This is a genomic window from Bartonella sp. bp_1, assembly GCF_055808085.1.
In genome coordinates this window covers 1,228,433-1,251,017 of sequence record NZ_CM147851.1, presented here as the reverse complement: position 1 = coordinate 1,251,017, position 22,585 = coordinate 1,228,433, and the positions used below count along the sequence as shown (strand labels likewise).

At 43.2% G+C, this 22,585-nt stretch carries 22 protein-coding genes; 12 read left to right on the top strand and 10 right to left on the bottom strand.

Going from position 1 to position 22,585, the window contains the following annotated elements:
• Positions 1–122: 122 nt before the first annotated feature.
• Together ACYZ97_RS06235 and ACYZ97_RS06230 are read right to left on the bottom strand one after the other, a co-directional pair.
• Positions 123–1,646 carry an aldehyde dehydrogenase (NADP(+)) gene (locus tag ACYZ97_RS06235; protein WP_473300647.1) on the bottom strand — a complete coding sequence of 508 codons (1,524 nt, stop codon included), beginning with the start codon at positions 1,644–1,646 and terminating at the stop codon, positions 123–125.
• 102 nt (positions 1,647–1,748) lie between these two features.
• Positions 1,749–2,885, bottom strand: coding sequence for an iron-containing alcohol dehydrogenase (locus tag ACYZ97_RS06230; RefSeq protein WP_473297477.1), 1,137 nt, complete (start codon positions 2,883–2,885; stop codon positions 1,749–1,751).
• Positions 2,886–2,945: 60 nt separating this feature from the next.
• On the opposite strand from ACYZ97_RS06230, the gene ACYZ97_RS06225 reads away from it, so the two are divergent.
• The 9 genes from ACYZ97_RS06225 to ACYZ97_RS06185 all read left to right on the top strand — a co-directional run bounded on the left by ACYZ97_RS06225 (position 2,946) and on the right by ACYZ97_RS06185 (position 13,558).
• Positions 2,946–3,956 carry a LysR family transcriptional regulator gene (locus tag ACYZ97_RS06225; protein WP_473297475.1) on the top strand — a complete coding sequence of 337 codons (1,011 nt, stop codon included), beginning with the start codon at positions 2,946–2,948 and terminating at the stop codon, positions 3,954–3,956.
• A gap of 254 nt (positions 3,957–4,210) precedes the next feature.
• Positions 4,211–5,371, top strand: a complete 1,161-nt coding sequence (locus ACYZ97_RS06220; RefSeq protein ID WP_473297474.1) for a M20 aminoacylase family protein — start codon at positions 4,211–4,213, stop codon at positions 5,369–5,371.
• Positions 5,372–5,426: 55 nt separating this feature from the next.
• Complete coding sequence (locus ACYZ97_RS06215) at positions 5,427–6,368, top strand: LysR family transcriptional regulator (RefSeq protein ID WP_473297473.1); 942 nt, start codon at positions 5,427–5,429, stop codon at positions 6,366–6,368.
• A gap of 275 nt (positions 6,369–6,643) precedes the next feature.
• Positions 6,644–7,516 carry an NAD(P)-dependent oxidoreductase gene (locus ACYZ97_RS06210; RefSeq protein ID WP_473297472.1) on the top strand — a complete coding sequence of 291 codons (873 nt, stop codon included), beginning with the start codon at positions 6,644–6,646 and terminating at the stop codon, positions 7,514–7,516.
• Between the two features lie 18 nt (positions 7,517–7,534).
• The gene (locus ACYZ97_RS06205; protein WP_473297471.1) at positions 7,535–9,079 is read left to right on the top strand and encodes an aldehyde dehydrogenase family protein; all 1,545 of its coding nucleotides are present in this window, start codon (positions 7,535–7,537) and stop codon (positions 9,077–9,079) included.
• Between the two features lie 86 nt (positions 9,080–9,165).
• The gene (locus ACYZ97_RS06200) at positions 9,166–10,506 is read left to right on the top strand and encodes a DUF3100 domain-containing protein (RefSeq protein WP_473297469.1); all 1,341 of its coding nucleotides are present in this window, start codon (positions 9,166–9,168) and stop codon (positions 10,504–10,506) included.
• 693 nt (positions 10,507–11,199) lie between these two features.
• The gene (locus ACYZ97_RS06195; protein WP_473297468.1) at positions 11,200–12,471 is read left to right on the top strand and encodes a tyrosine-type recombinase/integrase; all 1,272 of its coding nucleotides are present in this window, start codon (positions 11,200–11,202) and stop codon (positions 12,469–12,471) included.
• 105 nt (positions 12,472–12,576) lie between these two features.
• Positions 12,577–12,768 carry a helix-turn-helix transcriptional regulator gene (locus ACYZ97_RS06190; protein ID WP_473297467.1) on the top strand — a complete coding sequence of 64 codons (192 nt, stop codon included), beginning with the start codon at positions 12,577–12,579 and terminating at the stop codon, positions 12,766–12,768.
• 190 nt (positions 12,769–12,958) lie between these two features.
• On the top strand, positions 12,959–13,558 hold the full coding sequence (locus ACYZ97_RS06185) for an HD domain-containing protein (protein ID WP_473297466.1): 600 nt from the start codon (positions 12,959–12,961) through the stop codon (positions 13,556–13,558).
• 343 nt (positions 13,559–13,901) lie between these two features.
• Here the strand turns inward: ACYZ97_RS06185 and ACYZ97_RS06180 are convergent, their stop codons facing one another.
• A complete protein-coding gene (locus tag ACYZ97_RS06180) occupies positions 13,902–14,768 on the bottom strand; it encodes a hypothetical protein (protein WP_473297465.1) in 867 nt (288 codons plus the stop codon).
• Positions 14,769–15,127: 359 nt separating this feature from the next.
• On the opposite strand from ACYZ97_RS06180, the gene ACYZ97_RS06175 reads away from it, so the two are divergent.
• Complete coding sequence (locus tag ACYZ97_RS06175) at positions 15,128–16,300, top strand: phage antirepressor KilAC domain-containing protein (protein WP_473297464.1); 1,173 nt, start codon at positions 15,128–15,130, stop codon at positions 16,298–16,300.
• 141 nt (positions 16,301–16,441) lie between these two features.
• A complete protein-coding gene (locus tag ACYZ97_RS06170) occupies positions 16,442–16,798 on the top strand; it encodes a hypothetical protein (protein WP_473297463.1) in 357 nt (118 codons plus the stop codon).
• Here ACYZ97_RS06170 and ACYZ97_RS06165 read toward each other — a convergent pair whose 3' ends face one another.
• The 4 genes from ACYZ97_RS06165 to ACYZ97_RS06150 form a co-directional block, all read right to left on the bottom strand.
• On the bottom strand, positions 16,799–17,173 hold the full coding sequence (locus ACYZ97_RS06165) for a hypothetical protein (protein WP_473297462.1): 375 nt from the start codon (positions 17,171–17,173) through the stop codon (positions 16,799–16,801).
• A 78-nt stretch (positions 17,174–17,251) separates the two neighbouring features.
• A complete protein-coding gene (locus ACYZ97_RS06160) occupies positions 17,252–17,521 on the bottom strand; it encodes a hypothetical protein (protein WP_473300584.1) in 270 nt (89 codons plus the stop codon).
• On the bottom strand, positions 17,518–18,183 hold the full coding sequence (locus tag ACYZ97_RS06155; protein WP_473300583.1) for a lysozyme: 666 nt from the start codon (positions 18,181–18,183) through the stop codon (positions 17,518–17,520). Before ACYZ97_RS06155 ends, ACYZ97_RS06160 begins: the two co-directional genes overlap by 4 nt.
• 10 nt (positions 18,184–18,193) lie before the next feature.
• The gene (locus tag ACYZ97_RS06150; protein WP_473300582.1) at positions 18,194–19,441 is read right to left on the bottom strand and encodes a phage late control D family protein; all 1,248 of its coding nucleotides are present in this window, start codon (positions 19,439–19,441) and stop codon (positions 18,194–18,196) included.
• Between the two features lie 146 nt (positions 19,442–19,587).
• Between ACYZ97_RS06150 and ACYZ97_RS06145 the strand changes: the two genes are divergently transcribed.
• Positions 19,588–19,926, top strand: coding sequence for a 7(1) septoil knot domain-containing protein (locus ACYZ97_RS06145; protein ID WP_473300581.1), 339 nt, complete (start codon positions 19,588–19,590; stop codon positions 19,924–19,926).
• Between the two features lie 38 nt (positions 19,927–19,964).
• Here the strand turns inward: ACYZ97_RS06145 and ACYZ97_RS06140 are convergent, their stop codons facing one another.
• The 3 genes from ACYZ97_RS06140 to ACYZ97_RS06130 are packed head-to-tail and all read right to left on the bottom strand — an operon-like array spanning position 19,965 to position 22,584.
• Entirely contained in the window at positions 19,965–20,186 is a 222-nt protein-coding gene (locus tag ACYZ97_RS06140) for a tail protein X (RefSeq protein WP_473300580.1), read from the bottom strand.
• Complete coding sequence (locus tag ACYZ97_RS06135) at positions 20,186–20,581, bottom strand: phage tail protein (RefSeq protein WP_473300579.1); 396 nt, start codon at positions 20,579–20,581, stop codon at positions 20,186–20,188. The genes ACYZ97_RS06140 and ACYZ97_RS06135 overlap by 1 nt, the downstream gene beginning before the upstream one ends.
• Positions 20,582–20,586: 5 nt before the next feature.
• Entirely contained in the window at positions 20,587–22,584 is a 1,998-nt protein-coding gene (locus ACYZ97_RS06130) for a phage tail tape measure protein (RefSeq protein ID WP_473300578.1), read from the bottom strand.
• Position 22,585: the final 1 nt, after the last annotated feature.

Genomic DNA, 22,585 nt, shown 5'->3' with positions numbered 1-22,585 from the left:
AATTGCTTAGTAGCTCTTAAGTCTTCAGAAGTTTTCTATGAAGACTTATAAAGTGCTTAATTTTAAAACCGAATTTAAAGTAAAAATATTCGTGCTGTGTAAGACAGCATGTAATTTTATGCTTATTTAAGTAAATCCGGTAGAATCTCCGCGTTAAAGTCTTGGTAACAGACGGGGCGCAAGAAACGATATATTGCCGCTGTGCCAACGGACGTAGAGCGTCCATCAGATGTCGAAGGGAATGGTCCTCCGTGTACCATAGCCGGCGAAACTGCAACACCTGTACCGAAACCATTGATGAGAATACGCCCTGCTGTAACTTCAAGTAGCGGCAACAGTTTGCGTACCAGTGTCTCGTCACCATCATTCATGTGAATGGCTATGGTCAATTGTCCTTCAATGGTTTGTAGTACACTAAAAAGCTCTTCAGTATCCTTGCAGCGTACGATTAAACTGGCTGAGCCAAATACTTCTTCATGTAAAGTATGATCAGAAAGAAAATCTTTTGCGGTAGTTTCAAATAATGCTGCCTGACACTGAACGTCATTGGCTGTGTGACCTTCTGCCAATTTCTTGACATGCTTATTATTAGATAAAGTGGATATGCCTTGGCGATATGCCGCAGCAATTTGTGGTGTCAACATTGTTTGTGGGCTTTGTGAGCGCACAGCATCGGCTGCTGTCGAAATAAAAGTTTCAAGCCCTGCGCCTTCAATTGCAAGAACGAGTCCGGGGTTGGTGCAGAACTGTCCAGCCCCCATTACTAATGAATCGATAAAGGCGGTTGCAATAGAAGAGGCGTTTGTTTTTAAGGCTTCTGGCAATAATATGACAGGATTGATGCTGCTCATTTCGGCATAAACAGGAATAGGCTGTTTACGTTTGGCTACGATGTCCATTAGCGCAATGCCGCCATGACGTGAGCCTGTAAATCCAACCGCACGAATGTGTGGATCTGCAACGAGAGCCTGCGCAATGTCACGCTGAGCGGTATGCAAGAGCGCGAAAGTACCAGCAGGTAAATCGCATTCGGCTACAGCTTGTTGTATGCAGCGACCCATGACTTCTGATGTGCCAGGATGTGCAGAATGTGCTTTGACAATGACAGGGCAGCCCGCTGCAAGTGCTGCAGCCGTGTCGCCACCCGCAACTGAAAAAGCAAAGGGAAAGTTAGAAGCGCCAAAAACAGCCACCGGACCGATTGCTATGTTGCGAAATTTAAGATCAGGTTTATTGGCGGGGTCCCGTGTCGGATCTTTTTTATCTTCTCGCTTATCAAGAAAACGGCCTAGGCGCACTTCTTCCGCAAACATTTTTAATTGGTTGATAGTGCGCAAACGCTCACCTTCAAGTCTGGCTTTTGGAAGACCCGTTTCAGCCATAGTGAGTTCAATCAAATCATCGCCGGTAGCTGCAATAAGGGCAGCAATCTTTTCTAAAAAAGCAGCACGCTTTTCCAGGCTTGTTTCGCGGTAGACTGGAAAAGCTGTCCAGCTTAGTTCTGTTGCTTCTTTCATGTCTTCTAGCGAGGCACCACCAAACTGTGTCGGCAGATGTTGTCCGGTTGCGGCCTGAATTGCTTGAATCGCACCGTTTGTTCCCTTTCGGCTGGTGCCGCCAATCAATAAATTACCCGTCAATTCCATTGAATTATCCTTTTTGAACATAGTCATAATCATGCGCTGTCAAGACAGATGCTTGTCTGGTATTTCTTGCAGGCATCGCTGAATGATCGCGTTTTTTCCGAATTAAAAAGATTGCTCCAGCATGTTTTGATAGTCTTCTGCTGTTGCATTGCGAGGATTTGTAGCGTGACTATGGTCTTTGAGTGCACCTGCAATAATGGACGGGAAAAGATCGCGCTTGACATCCAATTGCGATAATTTTGTTGGCAGGCCTAGCTCTTGTGTTTTTTCAATGACAGCTCTGGTTACATCCTTTGCTGACTTTGCTCCTATGATTTCTGCCATACGCTGATATTTTTCTTCACTAATTGCTGTTTCGCTTGTGCTGTTAAAATCAAGAACAGCAGGTAGAAAAATTGCATTCAAGGTGCCGTGATGTAATCTCGGTTCTAGTCCACCTAAAGAGTGGCTCAAACTATGAACGCATCCCAAGCCTTTCTGAAAGGCCATGGCACCCATAGTTGAGGCAATCATCATATTTAGACGTGCATCTTTGTTGTCAGGTTCATCGGTTGCAATTGTGATGTTTTTCCATGCGCGACGCAAACCTTCCAGTGCAATGCCTTCTGCAGGTGGATTGAATGAGGGGGCAAGATAAGTCTCGATGCAATGGGAAATAGCATCCATACCGGTTGCCGCAGTCAATTTTGCAGGCAAGCTGAGCGTAAGTGTAGGGTCACAAATTGCAGCGCGCGGCACGATATAGGGTGAAAGCAGTCCAACTTTTCTTCCATCATCAAGAATAATGATTGCGCCACGTCCTACTTCGCTTCCTGTGCCGGCAGTTGTTGGTATGGCAATGGTTGGATAAGTTTTGCTTGTTATGTTGGCGACGCCTCCCTCAATTGCTGCAAAAGATTTAAGAGGGCCATCATGGGCTGCCGATATAGCAACGGCTTTTGCAAGGTCAATGGCGGAGCCTCCGCCTAAGGCTATGATGCCATCTGCATTTGCTTGCTTGAACAAGGCTACGGCATTGCGAACGGCAGATTCGGTTGGATTGCCCGGCGTGTCATCAAAAATAGCTATATCTTTTTGGTTGAGATGTTGTTTGATGAGATCAACCATCCCAAGCTGGCGCACTCCTTTATCCGTGACCAATATTGGATTTTTAACGCCGGCAAGCGTGAGTTCATCTTGGAGTGTTTCCAAGATGCCATAGCCAAGCTGGACACGTGTTACATAATTGATCAATCCCATTTCGACCTCCTCAGATATTTGCAAGTGTTATCTCAATGATGTAACCTTTGGTCTTCAACATTGAATAAACCCGTATTGTCGAGGTTATCTAATCAGGTATTTGGTCGTAAATCCGCAATTATTGAATACAGGTATAACAAAAATGGATATCAGGTTATGATAAATTATAGGCTGTTTGTTCTCCGTTTAAATTTACGAGACCTTCTTCTTTTGGCATCAATTGACGATTATGGTTCATTGAAACAGGCTGCGTTACAGATTGGGCTGAGCCAGCCACGTGCCACCAAAGCACTGCAAGAAATAGAACATCTATTAAAGCGACAGTTATTTAATCGTACCAATAGAGGAATGATCGCAACGCAAGAAGGGGAGTGCGTGATCAAGCATGCACGTACAATTCTTTCACAGGCAAATAACCTACAAGAAGAGCTTCTTTATATAACACAAGGAAAATGGGCGAAACTTCGTATAGGCACGATTATGGGGGCTGTTCCCATCGTAACGAAAGCAATAAAGCTATTTACAAAAGATTATCCTAATACGTCATTTGAAATTATAGAAGATACCAGTATTGAATTGTTTCGCTTACTGGATCGGGGGGCGATAGATTTAATGATCGGACGTAGCGTGGTTTCCGAAACTCCTGATCTTTATGATGTGTTTGCCTTTTATGATGAAACGCTTGCTGTTATCGCAAATCCTGCCCACCCGTTGGTCGGTTGTAAAAAACTGAATATCTCGGATTTATCACAATCACGATGGATTGTTTATACGTCTCATATGCCTATGCGGGTGTCCCTTGAACAAGAATATCGATTGGAAGGAGAAAACTTTCCACGTACTTTGGTTGAAACACGGTCAGCATTTACAACGATGTCTCTTATTCAGGCCGATTCCAATTATATTGCGTTGTTGGCCAAGGATGTAGCTGATTTTTTCATTGATTCTGGTTTGGCGTGTGCTTTGAATTTTCAACTGAAGTCGAAGAGCGAGCCCTATGAACTTATCACGCGTAAAAATACTATTCTATCTCCCACAGCCAAAGAGTTTATCGACACAATTCTAAAATAGGCTATTTCATAAAATCTGTATGCAACTTAAACTGCTCAATTAGCGGTCTGCTCCCCGTGTCTTTCCATTCTCTGGTAAATAAGTCTTCGTTATTTTTTAATCGGCTTCTTGAGCCTTTCTCCTTTTTCAAAGGCTGTGGCGGAAATCCTAGTGTTGCGTAATTTGCAACAATTTGTTTGGAATTTTGTTTCTACCCAGATTGACAAATTAATTTACATTATGAAGGTTTGGAACAGGAGTGAGGGGATTTTATTATGCATAAGCTTTTGACTGCAGAGAATATAGAGGAGGCTGTTCAATGGCGCAGGTACCTGCATAGCTATCCTGAACTGGCTTATGAGGAAAGGGCGACTTCACAATTTATTGCAGGGCGACTTCAACAATGGGGGTATCAGATCAGAAGTGGTTATGGCAAGACGGGTCTTGTGGCCACTCTTACAAAGGGTACGAGCAATAGATCTATTGCTATCCGTGCCGATATGGATGCTTTACCAATTGTAGAAGAAACCGGAGTAGCTCATGCATCAAAGACACAGGGAGTTATGCATGCTTGTGGTCATGATGGACATGTGGCGACAGCACTTGCAGCGGCAAAGGTTGTAGGGCAGTTGGAATTTGATGGAGTGCTGCATTTTATTTTTCAGCCTGCGGAGGAAAATGAGGCTGGAGCCAAAGAGATGATAAAGGACGGGCTGTTTAGAGATGTAATCATAGATGAGATTTATGGTATGCATAATTGGCCGGCATTGGATGTTGGAAAATGCGTGGCGCGGGATCAGGAAATGATGGCGGCCTTGGGCTTATTTGAAATTATAGTAAAAGGACGAGGCGCTCATGGAGCGATGTCACATGAAGGTGTCGATCCGGTTATTGCTGCAAGTCAAATTGTGACAGCTTTGCAAACTATTGTAAGCCGCAATATTTCGCCTTTGCAGTCGGCTGTAGTCTCGGCAACACAAATTCATGCGGGAGATGCATGGAATGTTATTCCGGAAACGGCTGTAATCCGTGGCACAACGCGCTGGTTCTCTTCTCAAGCGGGTGAAATAATTGACAAGCGCATTCGAGATATTGCTCAGTCTGTGGCTGTTGCAATGGGATGTCAGGCTGACATACATCATGAGGTGCGTTATCCTGCAACTATAAATACACCTGCATGCGCACAAAAAATTCGCAAGATAGCGGCAGCTAGTAAAAGTGGACTTATGATAGAAGAGTGTGAACCCAGTATGGCTGCAGAAGATTTCGCTTTTATGTTGCAAGAAAGACCGGGCTGCTATTTTTGGCTTGGAGCCAAAAAAGCGGGAGCCAATCCTGGTCTTCATTCGCCACATTATGATTTTAATGATGCCTTGTTGCCTATTGGGAGTACGTTATGGCTTGAAATAATTGAGAGCCTTTTGCCCGTAAGGTGAATTCCAATCACAAAGTATAATTGACGTTTCTCGCTCAACAGATAATATTGATGGCATGGAAACAATTGATGGCAAACCCTTACGCATATTGATGGCGGTTGTTGAGGCGGGGTCTATCCGCAGAGCAGCAGAAAACCTTAATGTTGCTCCATCCGTTATCAGTCGTCATATATCCGATATTGAATATAATATCGGGATGCCGATTTTCGAGCGGACATCACGTGGTGTAATAACCACAAATGCAGGAGATTTGGTTATTGAGCATGGCCGTCAGATGCTGAATGATAACGCAATTCTAGCCGAGAAACTCCTGCATCTTAAAGGGATAGGCCAGACGTCGATTTCAATCTGCAGCGGGGAAGGCTTTCTTGGTGATTTGCTGGGTAATGGTCTGAAAGCATTTCGCCATCATATGCAGGATATATCTTTTCATATCACGACAGGGGGGACAGATCGTGTAATAGAAGCTGTTTCAAATAGGGAGGTTGATATAGGCATTGCTTATAATCCGATCACGGATAGCAAGATTCGCTCTTTTGCAATTGCCCAGCAGCCTTTATGCTTGATTTCACTGCCCCAGCATCCATTAGCCGGTAAAAAGGGCCTGCGTTTGTATGAGTGCCTTGAAAGTCCTTATGCTTTACTTGAAAAAAGCCATGGTATAGGGCAAATGCTTGGACGAGTTGCTGCCGATCAATCGATTGTTTTGCAGCCTTTGATTGAGACTACTTCTATTGATCTGTTGCGTCAATTTGTTCATGATGATGTTGGAGTGACCTTTCTACCACGCTTTTGTATTTCTGGTGATAAACGTATGGATCAACTGGTAGCAACAGAGTTGTGTGATACGTTGCTCTATAAGGCAAGCGCCCATCTTCTTTTAAAGACACATAAGAGATTGCCACGTTCTATAGAAACATTGGTTAATGTTCTTGGCACGCATATGGTTGCTTTCAAGACATCCATTTATCATTCTATAACAGAAGACAATATTTAAGTACTATTGTAGCGTGTTCAACGCCCATAATCTTGCCTTTTCAGACGCTTGTTAGCGCAACGCAATTTTGATTGAGCCCGAAATGGCTTGAAAGCTATTGTTTTAATTGCAGGTGTGGATCCAATTTTGCTGATATGTTTCAGGGGTAGGTTCACAGATGGTTTGCTGTTGCTTGAAACGCAACGCAATGTTCCTACAAATATATCTTCCCACTTTTATTTCTATCCGCAAGACTAACTAAAAAATATTAATTTAGGTCAATGGGATTTCAAACAATGAATAAGGAACACTCAACTAACGTTGGAGTTATCGGACTTGGCAGTATGGGGCTTGGTATGGCGAAAACACTGGTGCGCCAGGGTTTCAATGTCAAAGGGTTCGACCTTTCTGCCGAGCGGCGTATTTTGGCACAGGATTTTGGGGCCATTCCTTGTGAGGCGCCTTCACAAGCTTTCGATCAATCTGATTTTTTGGTTTTTTCGTTACCCAATGCTCAGATTGTTGAGCGTGTTGTTGACGAAAATATGTCGCATTTAGGCGGAAGGGCGCATGGCAAAACGGTTGTTATAGATACATCGACCTCTGAACCTGATGTTAGTCGTAAACTGGCAGTAAAATTGGCGCACATGGGACATGGGTTTATTGATGCACCAGTGAGTGGAGGCCCGACAGGGGCTGAAAGCGGCAAGCTAACCATGATGATTGGTGGAGACGATGCAGATATTACGCTTGCTAGTTCAGTTATTGAAGCGCTTTCAGCTAAGGTCTTGCATGTGGGGGCTAGTGGTGCGGGGAATGTTGCCAAACTGGTTAATAATTTTTTGGCTGCTGCACATCTTGTAACAACAGGTGAAGCGCTTAAGCTTGCAGTCGCCGGTGGTATAGATGCACAGGCTGCACTAGATGTGATTAATTCAGCATCTGGTGGCTCGACAATTTCGCAGGTGCATTTTCCGACTTGGATTATGAATGATCATTTCAATAGTGGTTTCACTATGGCGCTAATGCGCAAGGATATACGTTTATTTCGTGCTTTGGCCAGCGCTAAAGGAGTAAGTTTACCAATGGCACAATTAGTTGCAACTTTATGGGAGCAATCGGATGCCAGAGATAGTGATGATTTTACCTTGATGGGGGCGTTTAAATAAAAATACTGGGAGATGAAAATGGCAAACTATCATTTTGATGAGATATTGAACAACAGGATAGAAACACTTTTGCATGGGGTGTTTTTGACACGTGTAATTGGTAGCTTTGTTGACGGTGCAATCGTTGAAGGCAAAGGTGAGATTGTGAATCTTGTCAATCCTGCCAACGGAAAGATTTTTGCCCGTTATAACGATGCAGATTCAGGTCTGGTTGATGCAGCAATGTGTGCGGCAGAAAAAGCACAAAAAAAGTGGGCTGCATTGACGGCTTCTGCACGTGGGCGCATTATCTATGAGATAGGTACAAAGATTCGTCAATATTCCGATTTGATTGCAGAGATTGAAAGCCGCTCAGCAGGTCGACCGATCCGCGATATTCGTGGAGAGGCATTAAAAGTTGCTGAAATGTTTGAATATTATGCAGGGTGGGCTGATAAGCTTGAAGGCAGAGTTATTCCTGTTCCGACTAGTCATATGAATTATACTCGCCGTGAGCCGGTTGGTGTTGTTGTCCAAATCACCCCATGGAATGCGCCACTTTTTACAGCAGGTTGGCAGATTGCGCCTGCCATTTGTGCCGGGAATGCTGTTGTTATCAAACCATCAGAACTTACGCCGCTTAGCACACTTATATTGGGATATTTGTGCGAACAGGCTGGTGCACCCAAAGGCCTAGTTAACGTTGTTGCTGGTCAAGGCCCAACAGCGGGACAGGCTGCTATTACAAATAGTAAGGCTGCACTGGTAGTATTTGTTGGTTCTGCACAGGCTGGAGCAATGATTGCCTCGACGGCTGCGAAACATGTTGTTCCTTCAATTCTTGAATTAGGCGGAAAGTCAGCAAATATTGTATTTGAAGATGCTGAAATAGATCGGGCTATCCTGGGGGCGCAGGCTGCTATTTTTGGTGGGGCAGGGCAAAGTTGTGTCGCGGGCTCAAGGTTGCTTGTGCACCGTTCGATTCATGAAAAATTTATCGAAAAATATGCTGCTGGTTCAAAAAATATTCCGATTGGCGACCCTTATGATGACAAAACTCAGATTGGTCCGATCAATAATCAGCGTCAATGGACCAAGATTGCCGACATGGTAAATGAAGGCCGTAAAGAGGGGGCAGAGCTTGTAACCGGTGGTAGCTGTCCAGATGCTCTCAAAGAAACGGGTGGCTTTTACTATGCTCCTACCATTCTTGATCACGTTAAACCTGAAATGATGATTGCACGTGAAGAAGTTTTTGGGCCGGTTGTGGTCGTCACTCCTTTTGATTGTGAGGAAGAGGCCGTTGCCCTTGCTAATAATAATGCTTATGGCCTCGCCGGTGCTGTATGGACACAAAATGTGGCTCGTGCTCATCGTGTAGCCGCACAGGTGCGTGCTGGAACATTTTGGATTAATAGCTACAAAACCATAAATGTCATGTCGCCCTTTGGTGGATTTGGAAAAAGTGGTTATGGCCGCTCGAGTGGCTATGAATGCCTCTTATCTTATACTCAGATCAAAAGCGTATGGGTAGAGACTGCCGCAAATCCAGCGGTATCTTTCGGTTATATGGCGCACGAATAAACAGCAGAAATTATATGACTGTATAAATACCGGAAGGCTGAGGATTCCTTCCGGTGTTTGTAGATAAAAAAGGGGAGGAGATTGATATGACGTCAGTCATTCAGAAAAAACAACGCAGGAAATTGCTAACAATACCATCTATGGCTTTTGTCTATTTTGCTATGATTTTTTGCGTTTTGGTCGCGGAGACTATTGGAAATGTCAGTGTGCCTATGGGGTTAACAGATATTATATTATTTCCGATTGTATGGGCTTTGCTGATTGGTGGTGTCATCAGTCTCATTCATAGAAATGTGCATGGGCAAAAAGAAAGCTCTATATCAGCACAGATGACTGCATCAATGTTCATACAAGCGGCGATTTCGTTTTTTGTTGTTAAGCTTGGTTTTATTATTGGTGAATCCTTACCACAAATTTATGCAGCGGGGTGGGCTTTGGCATTTCAGGAATTAGGGCATCTGTTTGGTACAATGGCTATTGCCTTACCGCTGGCATTGTTGCTTGGTATCAAAAGGGAAGCTGTTGGCGCAACATTTTCAATTGGGCGTGAGTTCAGTGTTGCCATTATTTCTGAACGCTATGGTATGAGTTCGCCTGAAGGGCGTGGTGTTCTCGCCGAATATGTGATTGGCACGGTAATTGGAGCATTGTTTATTGCAGCTCTAGCCGGAACAATGACAAGTCTTGGTTGGTTCCATCCGTGGTCACTTGCTATGGGTGCCGGTGTCGGTTCTGGGAGTATGATGTCGGCTGCTGTTGCTGCTATTACTGTACAACACCCTGAACAAGGTACAGAAATTGCCGCTTTTGCGGCTGCAGCTAATTTGATTACAATGACAATAGGTACATACTTTACCCTATTTCTCTCGTTGCCATTGGCCAATTGGATTTATGCTAAATTGGAACCGGTCTTGAGCCCGAAAAAATCGGTTTATAAAAATACTGAATCACAAGAGCTGGCAGAAGCAATTGATTCAATTGAGGTTACCGAAAATACACCACTTTGGGCAATGTTTACCACATTGCTGGTATCTGGATTAACCGCGATGTTTGGTAACTGGATTGCGACAGGCGTATCCCCTTATGATACGATATTAGCTTTTGTTGTGATGGCTGTGTTGGTGCTTATCGGTTATACTGCTTATCGCATCTTTCGTTTCCTGCATATACCGCTTGTATGTTGGGTGTCGCTAGTCGCTGTTTTTGCCAATGCACCTTTTTCACCAACTGCGCATTATGTGGGTGAATTATCGTCAAAGGTTGGTTTGTTGCCATTGGTAACACCAGTATTGGCCTTTGCGGGGCTTTCGTTGGCCAAAGATTTGCCCATTCTCAAAAGTCTAGGGTGGAGAATTATTCTTGTGTCGTTGGTTGCTAATGCGGGTACATTTATCTTCGGAACGTTGATCGCCGAGTTCTTCCACTAGTTCGTTGTCCAGAATTAAGAGTGAGCTGTGTTGTCATAAAAAAGTTTGGATGAATAGAAAAACCTTGACGGTGTTGGTTCGCCATCAAGGTTTTTTGACATATTTGTTTTAATGAAACAGGCAGATTCTCTTATCAAGAACCTCATTTTTTCTCAAAGGCACTGACTGGGAATAAATAATTAGAAATAGCATGTATTCTAAAACATGCTATTTTGAGGAGGGATGATAACTTTTGGGTTGGAAGGTGGAGTTGTACGTTAGGTATAGCGCAGCATTATTCACGTTCAGCTAATAGATCGAAAAAGCTTGCTCCGGTTGTTGTGGACTTGGAGCAGGAAGTGAACAGACGGAAAACAAAAAGTGTCTAACCCTTTTAAAAAAGTGTCTAACTGTAGTGACTACAGATTTCTCTGTTCTGAAAACAGTAATAAAAACAAGTGGTTGTTGGTGGGTGATGTAGGGATCGAACCTACGACCCGCTGATTAAGAGAAAAAATAGCTGACCGGCAATGTTAAGAATTGGCATTTTTGAAATTTATTTATTTTATTTTAAAAACAACAGCTTATAAGTCTTTGTTGCGAAGTGTCTTGACTTTTTCAGTTATGCGTAGAATCATTGTCGGGTTACCCCAGCGGTTACCCCATGCGACCCGCTGATTTTCTTTCCTGCCCCGCTGACTTAGGTTTGACATCATGAGAAAACGCTTCACTGCCATTTCTATCAATGCGCTCCAACCAACGGAGAAACGTTATGAAATTGGTGATGCAGAGCCGAATTTATGGGTGGTTGTTCAACCATCGGGCGCGAAATCATTTGTCGTGCGTTACAAGTTTGAGGGAAAAGCAAAGAAGTTGACTATTGGCCCTGTGTCGGCAGTCTTATTGTCTGATGCACGTGATGCTGCGCGAGAGGCCATGAAAAAGGTAGCAGTTGGTATTGACCCCGCCGCCTTAAAAGTTTCGGTTAAAGCTGAAAAAGCCAAGGAGAAACAAACAGCATCAAAAAACTTAATCATAAATGTTTTTGATGATTACACTATTCGCCATGTTTCTCAAAAAAAATCCGGACACGAGATCATTCGAGTTTTTAAAAGAGAAGTGTTGCCTAAATGGGGTGATAGGCGTGTTGAGCAAATTGAACGTGGTGATGTCATTGCGTTGCTTGATGGGATCGTCAATAGGGGCGCTCCCTATATGGCAAACCGAACCTTGGCTCATTTACGTAAATTTTTTAATTGGGCACGCGCACGCGATTATAAAGGCTTAATGAACAACCCATGTGACGGCGTCATGCCTGCAGCAAAAGAAGTGAAGCGTGACCGCATATTAACCGATGTTGAATTGGCAGTTTTGTTAAAGGCAACATTTAAAATGGAAAAGCCTTGGGGGGAATTCTTTAGGCTCTTGATATATACAGGTGTGCGACGCGACGAAGCGGCCTCGTGTTCGTGGAAAGAGTTGCATAAGTTAAGTGATGCTCAACCGGAATGGATCATCCCGGCAACCCGCACGAAAAATGGCAGAGCGCATATTTTACCTCTGCCTCAACAGGTTGTAGACTTGCTGAAACGCATAGATCCCGTAAAGGATTGTGAGTATGTTTTTACTGTGACAGGTAAAACGGCACTAGCTGGATTTTCAGATGCAAAAGAACGCTTAGAAAAACACATGAGCGTTTTAATGGAAGAATCAAATCATGGCTCAATACTTGAGCCATGGAGAATTCATGATATCCGTCGCACTGTTGCAACGGGCATGGCTGGCTTGGGAATCGCCCCCCATATTGTTGAGTCCGTACTCAATCACGTTTCCGGTGCTATGGCTGGTGTCGCCGGCGTCTATAATCGTCATGGTTATTATGCCGAAAAGAAGCATGCGTTAACGGTGTGGCAAGCCCATTTAGAAGGGCTGAGTAACGCTAATCCAACAAGCACAACGGCGCAAATCATCCCAATCCGTCAGTGACATTTTGTTCCGTAGCAGAAAAAATCTGGACTTGTCTTAAAATAATAGTTGACAAAATGTTAACATATGATAAAAATGTAAACATGAAATTATAGAGAGGTCGATATGACAGAAGATAAAGTTTTAGTAACCGCAACTCAAGCCTGCCAGATGCTTGGTGGTATTTCTGATAGAACGCTCTATCGTTGGATGCATATGCCAAATTTAGAATTTCCAGCCCCTGTAGTGATGAATCGCCGGAGATTTTTCATCAAGGATGAGATACAAAATTTTATAACAAAAAATCAACAAGACTAAAATCATCCATTCACCACTCTCATTTCCTACAAAGGGAGCTGGCCACAGTTTTTGGTGTTTTCCAGCTTGTCGTTGCCCGCCAAAATTCAAATTACAGCAACAGGTTTTGCGTTGCTGCAGGCGCAATTTGAGACAAACGACGCTCGAATTGCGCCTTTTTTGTCAACAAATAGTCAACAGAGAGGTCGTGATGCATCATCAACCCATTTATAAACAAAGCTTGTCCGGCATGATGATGCCGATCAATGATATCAAGCCAGAGCATATTGATTTCGAGGATATGGCCGTTCAACTTTCACGGATCTATCGTTATACCGGAGCATCGCTTAAGAATATCAGCGTTGCCCGGCATAGCCTCAATGTTGCCAAAGCCCTTTGGCTTGAACATGATGTGCCATGGACAACGGTCTTTTATGGCCTGTTGCATGACGGGCATGAGTATATTTTTGGCGACATAATCTCACCAGTCAAAAACTTGATTAAACAACTCTACGGTTCCTCTGAAAAATTGAACCGTGTCGTTGATCAAGCCGATCGCGCCATTTTTGAAGCTGCCGGTCTTGATGCTACTATGACTGACATTCAGAAGCGGCTTGTAAAAATGGTTGACCTGCGAATGCTGGCGACTGAAAAACGCGATTGGCTGCACCAGCCCAATATGGCATGGCACGAGGAACTGCCAGAACCCTATGCTTGCCGATATGCTCACACGGTCAACGAGGATCTAGATGCTGCTGAATTCTTGCAGTGGGTGAAAAACCTTCAATCATTGATTGCAAAAGATGATTAAAACCTTGGGATGCTATAAATTATTTGATTGGCATCCCAAGCGCCTCATGCGCACATACATCGAGTATCATGTAAAACTCACCCTCTTTTTGAGTAGTTTCATAACATTGCTGCTTTTGTTGATGTGCAAGGCGAGGCCATAGTTCCGTAAAAGATTTTATTGATTTCATTTCAAGTTGGAAGCGCCTGTCATAGGCTCCTTTCCCATATCCTTCTGTTTATTTTGTGCAGCTTGCTACCATATTAAAATCAAGTTGATTGTCAGTTTTTCCTGTGTGCCCAAAGGCTGGATAAGATAGCAAGGCCAAAACGGAACAAAGAATCAGTTTTTTCATATTCAAACCTCAAATGTTTTTATTGCTATTTATAGTTTTGATCGCATTATCTATGGTCTCATCCGATATACCAGCTGCTTTGAAGTTTTCTTTTAAAGACGCTTGCACCTCATTAATATCCATGCATGTTTGCATCATGAACTGCATATTATCATCATGATCATACTTACCAGAAATATCAAAACGAATTTGTTCAATTAATTTATTATAGATGGTAGGCAAATAATAGAATGCGTGTCCATCACCATATTTTTCAAAACCTTCTTTTGCATGTGGGAACAAATCTATCACTGTTTTTTGCAGGCTTTTATGATTTATCAAGCTTGCTTTATCAGGTATATTTTCACTAAATAATTTTATGATCATTGCTGGATAAATTTTTATATGAAAATATGCATTATAGTATATTATTGTTTTTTCACTTAGGTATATATCATAATATGATTTTTCGTGATTTGATAAAGATATAATATTTTCTTCAATATTTAATGACTTAGATAATTTTTTAAAAAAAATATTATTATCTTTAATTTTTTCGAATATTTCCTTGGTGGTAAGCGTTTTCATAAGCTCAACAGCTACATCAAATTTTGATAATATTTTAAGTTCAACTAATAGGCTTTCTGCTGCTGCCATTCGTTTGGCTTGTAAGGCGAGATTGATTTCACGTTGTGATGACACAAGGAATGATCGTAGTTGATCTATCTCTGTTTCATTTTTTTTCAGTTGTGATCTAAAAGTATCTGCTTTTTCCGTGAATTTATATTCAATGTGCTTGGGAATAAATATTTTGGCTAAATAGATGAAAAAGCCACCAACAAGGCACAAAAATGTGACCCAAACACCGCTTTGGATGATCCACCCCCAAAAAACCATCACACATCCCCTCTCATTCTAATTTCCTTTATGTTTTTATTTTTTGAAAATCAACAGTTAACAATTTGTCAACGTTTAATTTTTATGTTATAGACTTGACAAATCGCCATTTTGAGGCAATCGTGCCTAACGGTGCTCAAAACACCAATTACTAGGCGGAGTCGCAACGAAAGCGCGATTTACCCAGATCATGAGTTTTACAGAGCAGTTACGCTGCTTTGTCAGGCATATGGTCGGGTGTTCACAGTTATACAAAACCGGCAACGGGAAAGCTGTGAGCAGTACCTAGTAACTGTTTTGAGCACCCGACTGCCCTCTCAAAAGGGGCAACAACTCAAAAATATACTAGGAGAGCCGCTATGGCACAGACACAGAATCATCCCCTTACCGTTAATCACGACAATCGGACAGGTCGCGACTACACCGCCTTCCTTGAATCCAAACTTCCCTTCGTATCGCTGACCACAAAGAGCGAAACGCCGTGGTGGAACCTGCCATTTAACGGCGGGTCACTTTACGGACATTCAACTGGAAGTGAAATGGCAAAGAAACTACTGCAGTTCTTCGGTTCCGGTGAGTGTGAGGCCAGTACCGATATCCTATCACCCATTGTCACATCTATGATGATGCACTTCGAAAGGCTAGGCGGAACAAAAATGATGAAGGCAGGTAAACGGAGCCAGAGCACCGAATACCAGTGCTTCGAGGGGCAGTATTTCGGCTTCTTCTCCGAACTCTCTAAATTTATAATACCCGCCGCCTATATGAACTGGCAGGGTCTAACGCCCGAAAATAAGTACAATCCCGAAGCCGTGGCCTATCCACCCGTCTGGATGAAGGAAGAGGACGTTGAGCCAAAGTCTGCATCAGGGCAAAAGAAGAATGAACAAGCTCTTGTAAAAGTGGGGAGCGATACACTTACTATGTCCAGTCGTGAAATTGCCGAGTTGGTAAATTCACGACATGATAAAGTAAAACAATCCATTGAACGTCTTGCAGAACGGGGTGTTATTGCTCTTCCCCCACTGGGGGAATACCGTGATAACCTCGGTCGCTCCGCTAAAGAATACCGGATTGGCAAGCGTGATAGCTACGTCATCGTTGCGCAGCTTTCGCCAGAATTTACAGCAAGGCTCGTCGATCGCTGGCAAGAACTGGAGGAGCAGGTTCAGCAGGATAATGTGCCAATATTCCAACCTATGCTGTCGGAAACCGTGCTGGAAATCGCTAAAATCCACGAATCCATCGAGCGGCTGGAACAGGTTATTACCCAACGACTGCAACCAATCAATAGTGTTGGTTTTACTGACTTTGCCCGACAATTACGAGTTGGCCGTACCCGATTTTTTAATTTCTTGAGGTCCAACGGAATATTGAAAACAGATAATATGCCAACCGCTTATTTCGAACGTGAAGGATACTTTTTTATTCAAGAAAACGAATATCACGACACCAAACGCCGCCGTGTATGGTCAGAGGTGCGCATCACTGAAAAAGGTCAGGAATTGATAAGAAACCTCTTGAAACGATAACGGTAGATCAGGCCACCTGCATGGTGGCCTTTTCTATATCTTGCGAATTCTTGGTTAACCATCTCTTAATATAGTGGCTTGATTTTTGTTCTCTTTTTGTTCTATCTTATTTTATAGTAAAGCGTATGGAGCAACAGACAAATGAAGAATAAAAAAGAGGTGAATTACAAATTACAATGGGACCATCAAGGGACCGGCGATTATGAAAGCGGTTTGGTATTTGGTCGTAAGATGTCTAACTGTTTTCTGTCTTTGATGGGATCGGGAGAGATAAATATTTACAACGTTATGCTACCTGCATTGATGGCGGCATGGAATACGTTTTACAATCAAGCCAACGATAAAGACACCTGCCTTTATCTGGATGGGCAACACGACGGTTTTTTAGGTCGGCTTTCTGAATTCTTGGTGGTTGCCGCTTATATGAATAATTGTGCATTGAGTGAAGAAAACAATTTCAATCCAGCCTTGATCAAAAGACCAGAAGGATTGAGTTGATTATCTTTGATAAGGTATTCCTAAACGCTTGCGAAGCCAAATAATAAATACTTCCATCGCGGAAACGCCAACTGCGCCACAAATGAAACCGGCCAGTCCAACAATGTTGGCCGGACTCAATCCAGCATCCAGCGAAATCATATCCCATTTTAATAGAAGGTGGTAGATAATTTCTGCGACGGTTGGTGAAGCAAAAACCGCCATGCCGCCGCCAACAATCCATTCTGTGACACGTTCAAACCATCCCTTCCGTGGATTTGCAAGCTGACGTAACAGCGCACCAAACACCCCGGCAAGACCAGTTGATAATATTGCTCCTATCGTCACGAGCCATTCAGGCGGGATGTTTTTTTCAGGCATCACTTTTTCCAGCATTTTTGTTGTTGTCCATAACGGTCAGTTGCCACAATCCATTTTGATAATTCCGGCTCGACCTTAACGATGCGAACCGGTTCATTGACCTTCGGTGGTCTGGTCCATCCGGCGCAACCGGTCATTGCATTTGTCGCGCACCCCGCCAAGGGCAACGCAGACATCAACAGGATCAAGCTTATCAATTTCATATTCGATCTCCTGACGAATTTCTTTGGCAGCAATTACCGCCTCTAATGTTTCAATCTTTGCTTTAGCCTGACCTGACACATAACCTTTGTAAAAAGCAGTTGCGTAAATTCCCGCAAAGACCAATATTCCGATGGCATAAATTTTAAATTTGCTAATCATGCGTTTTCTGCCATCATGCGGCGGATAAAGTACCACGCTCCGGTCAAAGCACCGATAACCATGACGGCTGCAAGTGCCCATTGAAACGGACCGGCACCGGTTGCAAAACCTGTCAAACCAGATGCTGCACCGATAACAGGCCCAATCACGGCTGGTTTCTTGAAAGGATTGTCACGAACTGGTGCTGGTTGAACATCACGTGATGCAACAAATTCACCTTTAGCCCAAAGATAAGACTCTGCGGCACGTCGGTTGGACAGCCCTTTTAAGACCTTGCCGCCTGCTTTATTCCATTTTGCTAATTCAGCCGGTATTGCATCACAGTTACCTTTGTTAAGCTTTTTCAAAAGTGAAGAACGACGAAATGCTGCAGGGCCAACATTATAGGTAAAGGAAACGAGTGCAGCGAACTGGTTATCAGTCAGCGGAACTTTAACCGCATCCTCGACGGTTTTTTCATACTGTCCGAGGTCTTGCTTTAACATTTCTTCTGCTTGTTTTGCTGTGATCTTCATGCCTGCATAAACGGCTGGTTCACCTGCGGCACTGGTATGTCCATAACCTATGGTCAAAACTCCTGCGGAATCTCGATAAGCTGTTAATTTACAGCCTTCCCATTGCTTTAGCAGCTTGATGCCTTCTGCGTTGATTTTACGTGTCATTGTTTTTCTCCTAATCGTCTGATTGAATGACACCTTCACCCTCATTTGCATCTTCCACGGCTTGTGGAGGGGCGTTAGGATCTATGGTGTCATCAGTTGATGGTTTGCTTTTCTTGATATTTTTAGCTGCATCTTCTTGTGTCTCGTCAAAAAGTTCACAGTTACATTCAGTAGTGTATCCACTGCTATTAAATGTGTGAGTTGCGGTTTTGATGCGCCAATGTGGAGGAATATAGGGACGGAAAATTGGTAATTGTGTCATCCGCGCCTCTGCCATAACAAAGGGGTCTCCTCCTATGGTAAAATCAAAAGTGGCTGTTCCACGCAGCGATCGATTGCGATAACTGGCGATTGCCGCTAAAGCCTCTGATGCATTGTGGTAGCTGTATCGCAGGTTATGAAAGGGCTCTGAACCAGATTTGACCTCTTGCTTCTGCCCGGTTCGTATATCGTGATATTGCGCTCGAACTCCACCAGTTGATTGTTTAGTATTTTCATTTTTTTGTGGGGCTGGGGGGGCTACGTTTGAACCACTAATTTTGTTGTTACGCTCTCCTGCTGCTTGTTGGTCGTTATTACCAGTTGCTTGTAATCCGTTGGCTTCGCCCACTTCATCGCGTGCCGTATAATGAAACTTCCAAGTGCTGCACATGGATTCATTGAGAAGAAGATAAGGTAGGTCTTCACCACTGATTGATTTACCAGTACCTTTTTTGGCCAATACCAATTTGCCATCAACAGGTTTTGCTACAGCGTCATGTTCACCAGCAAGACGTGTAGTAAAGGCCATGTCGCTTTCATTATGCTGATCAATGTGACGAATGACGATATTGGCCAAAGAAGGTTCTAACTTCGCTTCATAGCCATGGCGATTGGCAATAGTAGAAATGATTGTCCCGAGTGTCATTTGATGATAGGATTGTGAGCGTGGTGTGCGATAGGAAGTATTCATTGCCGCTGCTTTACCGTTTATTGTTATGGTTCGTGGCGACGAATTGACCGTAATATCATTGATGAAGTATGCGCCCATTGAACGAAAACGGCCTTCGCGGTAGCCCATTGTTACTTCAACAATACTACCTACTAAGGGTATTTCTAAGAAGGCATTGTCAATAAGACGAGAGCGGTCATCAAGGATAATTTCGACGGTATCACTTTTGTCATCAGCTTCATCTTTGATCGTTATAGAGAGCAAATATTCTGATATTAGTGGTGTGACATCTATGCCATTAGAAATTATGAGGCAAAAGGGGATCATAAAAAATAGTCCTATTGATAAAACTATTTAGAAGTATAGAGGAAAGCTTATGCATTGCCATTGCACGACTGTTCGCTAAAATATGTGATGCTTATTCATGCTGTGTTCAGGTCTCTTAATTTATAGGTAAAAAGAGGAGGTATAAAATGCGTACACTTTTATCGTTCTTGGCGTTGTTACTGACTGTTTCCTTCGCACATGCGGGGAAAATATCGAAGGACTGTACCTATAAGGGCATTCCGCTTTATGGAAAAGTTTATGTAAAGAAGTCTGGAGGAGCAGATTTTACGGTTTATGCTAAAAAAGGCGGAATGGTTGATTTATATGTTTATATGGGGAATGGCACACCAAATAGTTGTGGTAAGTGGAAATATACAGATAATTGGGCTACGGCGAATTTTTCCATTAAATATACAGATAATTGGGCTACAGCAGATTTTTTTATTAAATATACAGATAATTGGGCTGCGGCAGGTCTTCATTAGTCTTTTTAAAAGAATGCTTTTAAGCTTATTCTAGGATGTTAATGTGTTCCCCAGATACGGACAACAGGCCTTGATTGCGGCTGTGGTAAATCGGGCAAGATGATGATGATGCCGGCTGGTAGCTTCTCACCGACATCAGCGAGTCGATTGTTAGCTTTATAAACCTGCTCTACAGCGAGCGCCTGTTGCCCTTGATCGTAATAGCGCCAGCAGATTTCATCCACCATATCGTCATCTTTGGTTAAATAATGGTCCGCCATTAGATTGCCCCCCAAAAATCACGACCATATTCTTGCAATGAGAGTTTAAATGTTTGTTTTTGCGGATCGCCATTTGGTTTTAAAAATGTGCCAGTTTCCGTTATTGAAAGTATTACATACTCACCGTAAACATGCCCATCACCGCCAACGAGTGTTAAAGGCTGTTTTTTTGTTGCCATATCACGCATGGCTTTAAGTTGGTTTTTGCCACCACGCCAGTCAGGATAAATCGTGCCATCCAAGTCTATTTTTGTTGAATCTTCGTTTGGTAATTGCATGGCCGGCTTACGCCCAAGGCGTTTTTGTTCGACCCAAGGATAGTTATCAGTGCGCGAATATGTATCAAACGCCGCCGTATCAATTTTAAAACGAAATTTCCCAAGTCCCATTAACATTGGCTTTAATCCACCAATGCCGATGTAATGGAGCGTTGCTGACGGTCTGCGTGATCCTTCATGACACCATTAACAATGCGTTTGATTTCAGCGGGATCGCCATTGGTTTCAATAGTGAGATTTTGAATTGTCACAGAGGCGTCTATATTGGCTGGTTGATGCGCAATTATAGGTTCAGGTACAACGAATTTTTGTGTCTCAACCTGTGTCGCCTCCATCATCGCAGCATCAATATTTTGATTTTCATTTTGTGGAGACGCAGCAAGAGACAGCGACGCAGGACTTATAGGAGTGTTGGACTTTATATCTTTGACTGCTGCAGTTGATTTCTCAACCGTTTCTGTGATGGATTTGCTTGTTTCATCAACCGTAAAATCAAGGCCCATTTTCTTTTTAAGCCAATCCGGCATGAGATTGGTTAAACTTTTAATTTTCCCAACAAACCAATTCCAGACTCCAGACCAGCCTGTTTTCAATCCTTCCCAAAGGATGTTAATAATATTCATGCCTATATCTGAAAAACTATCACCACTGGTGATAGCAGCCCAAATTTGAGAACCAATATTGGCAAAAAAATCAATAATTCCTGTGAAGGTGTCTGTGATGCCTTGAAAAAATGATTTAATCATTGATACGGCTGGCTCGGTCAGATCAACACCGAAGAGGTACTCTGAAATACCGCCTATTGCATCTACAATTAATTTCAGCGGATTGAATTCATAAAGCAACGCCATAATGCCTTTGATGATTCCTTCATCAAAAGCGGAACGAACGCGCTCAAACATATCGCTGAAATAACCCCAAATCTTATCCCAATTTTTATAAAGTGCGTAACCCACTGCTATCAAACCAGCAATACCAGCAATGATCCAGCCGATTGGTGTAGACATAAGAGTCACACCAAATCCAATGACTGCGACTCCGGCCACTGTAAGAGCAGAAATTAAAGGGCCTAAAATAAATAGAGCAATGGCTCCAATCGCTATTTTGAACCCGCCAAGCTTACCAGTGATAGGTTCTAACCACTTTAGCCAGCCCTTGACGCTCTCAATCACGCCATCAATGCTTTTTCGTAAATCAGATGTAGGATCTTTGAGATCGGCTATAAAGGATCGTAGTTTTTTTATCCACTCTCCAATTTTGGTTTGTATCCATTCGCGATTAGCATCAATCCAATCCTTCATTCCGATAAGAATATCATTAAAAACAGGCATGAATTTTGCGCCAATAAAAGAACGCATACCTTTGAGTCTATCTTGTAAATCACCTAGATTATCCATCAGCTTGGAACTATCCTCGGCAACTTTTTTTCCAATCAGCCACCCACCTTTTCTGGCTTCATTAAACATTTCTTTTATTGGGTCCATGCCCTCCGCCATCATAGCAGCCATCTCTTTGCCGTCACCGCCAAAAAGTAACGATGCTAGGCGCTGACGTTGGGCATGATCTTTGATCTTGCCCATCTTGGCCGCAACCTCTTCCATCAAGACGCTGTTTGATTTCAGTTTGCCGCTTGAGTCTTTTACGGAGATACCCAACTCCTTAAACGTTGCAGCACTGGCCTTATTGCCCTTGGCCGCTTCGGCTGATTTTTTAGAAAGACTTGCTAAGGCTTGATCAAACTTGCCAGTTTCCATGCCAGAACGTTCAGCGGCAAAACGCCATAGCTGTAAGTTAACAACACCAATACCAAGTTGTTTAGACGCATCATTAAGAGATGCTCCCATCTCCGCCGTGTTTTTTGACAAAGACATCAACCCGGCAATGACACCACCGCCCGCAATACCGAGTAGGCCAGTAAAGATACCAAGACGCCTTGCACTTTCTGCAAATCCTACTCCAATACCCTTAATGCTGGCCATTACTTTTTTACTTGAGGCAACGATACGGTCAACGCCAAAACTCTTTGATATCGAGGAGAACTGTGCCTTGATGCGCTTGATCGGCGCGGTTATCTTATCCTCTAAGGATAGCGTAACTTTTGCTTCTGCAGCCTGTGCCATA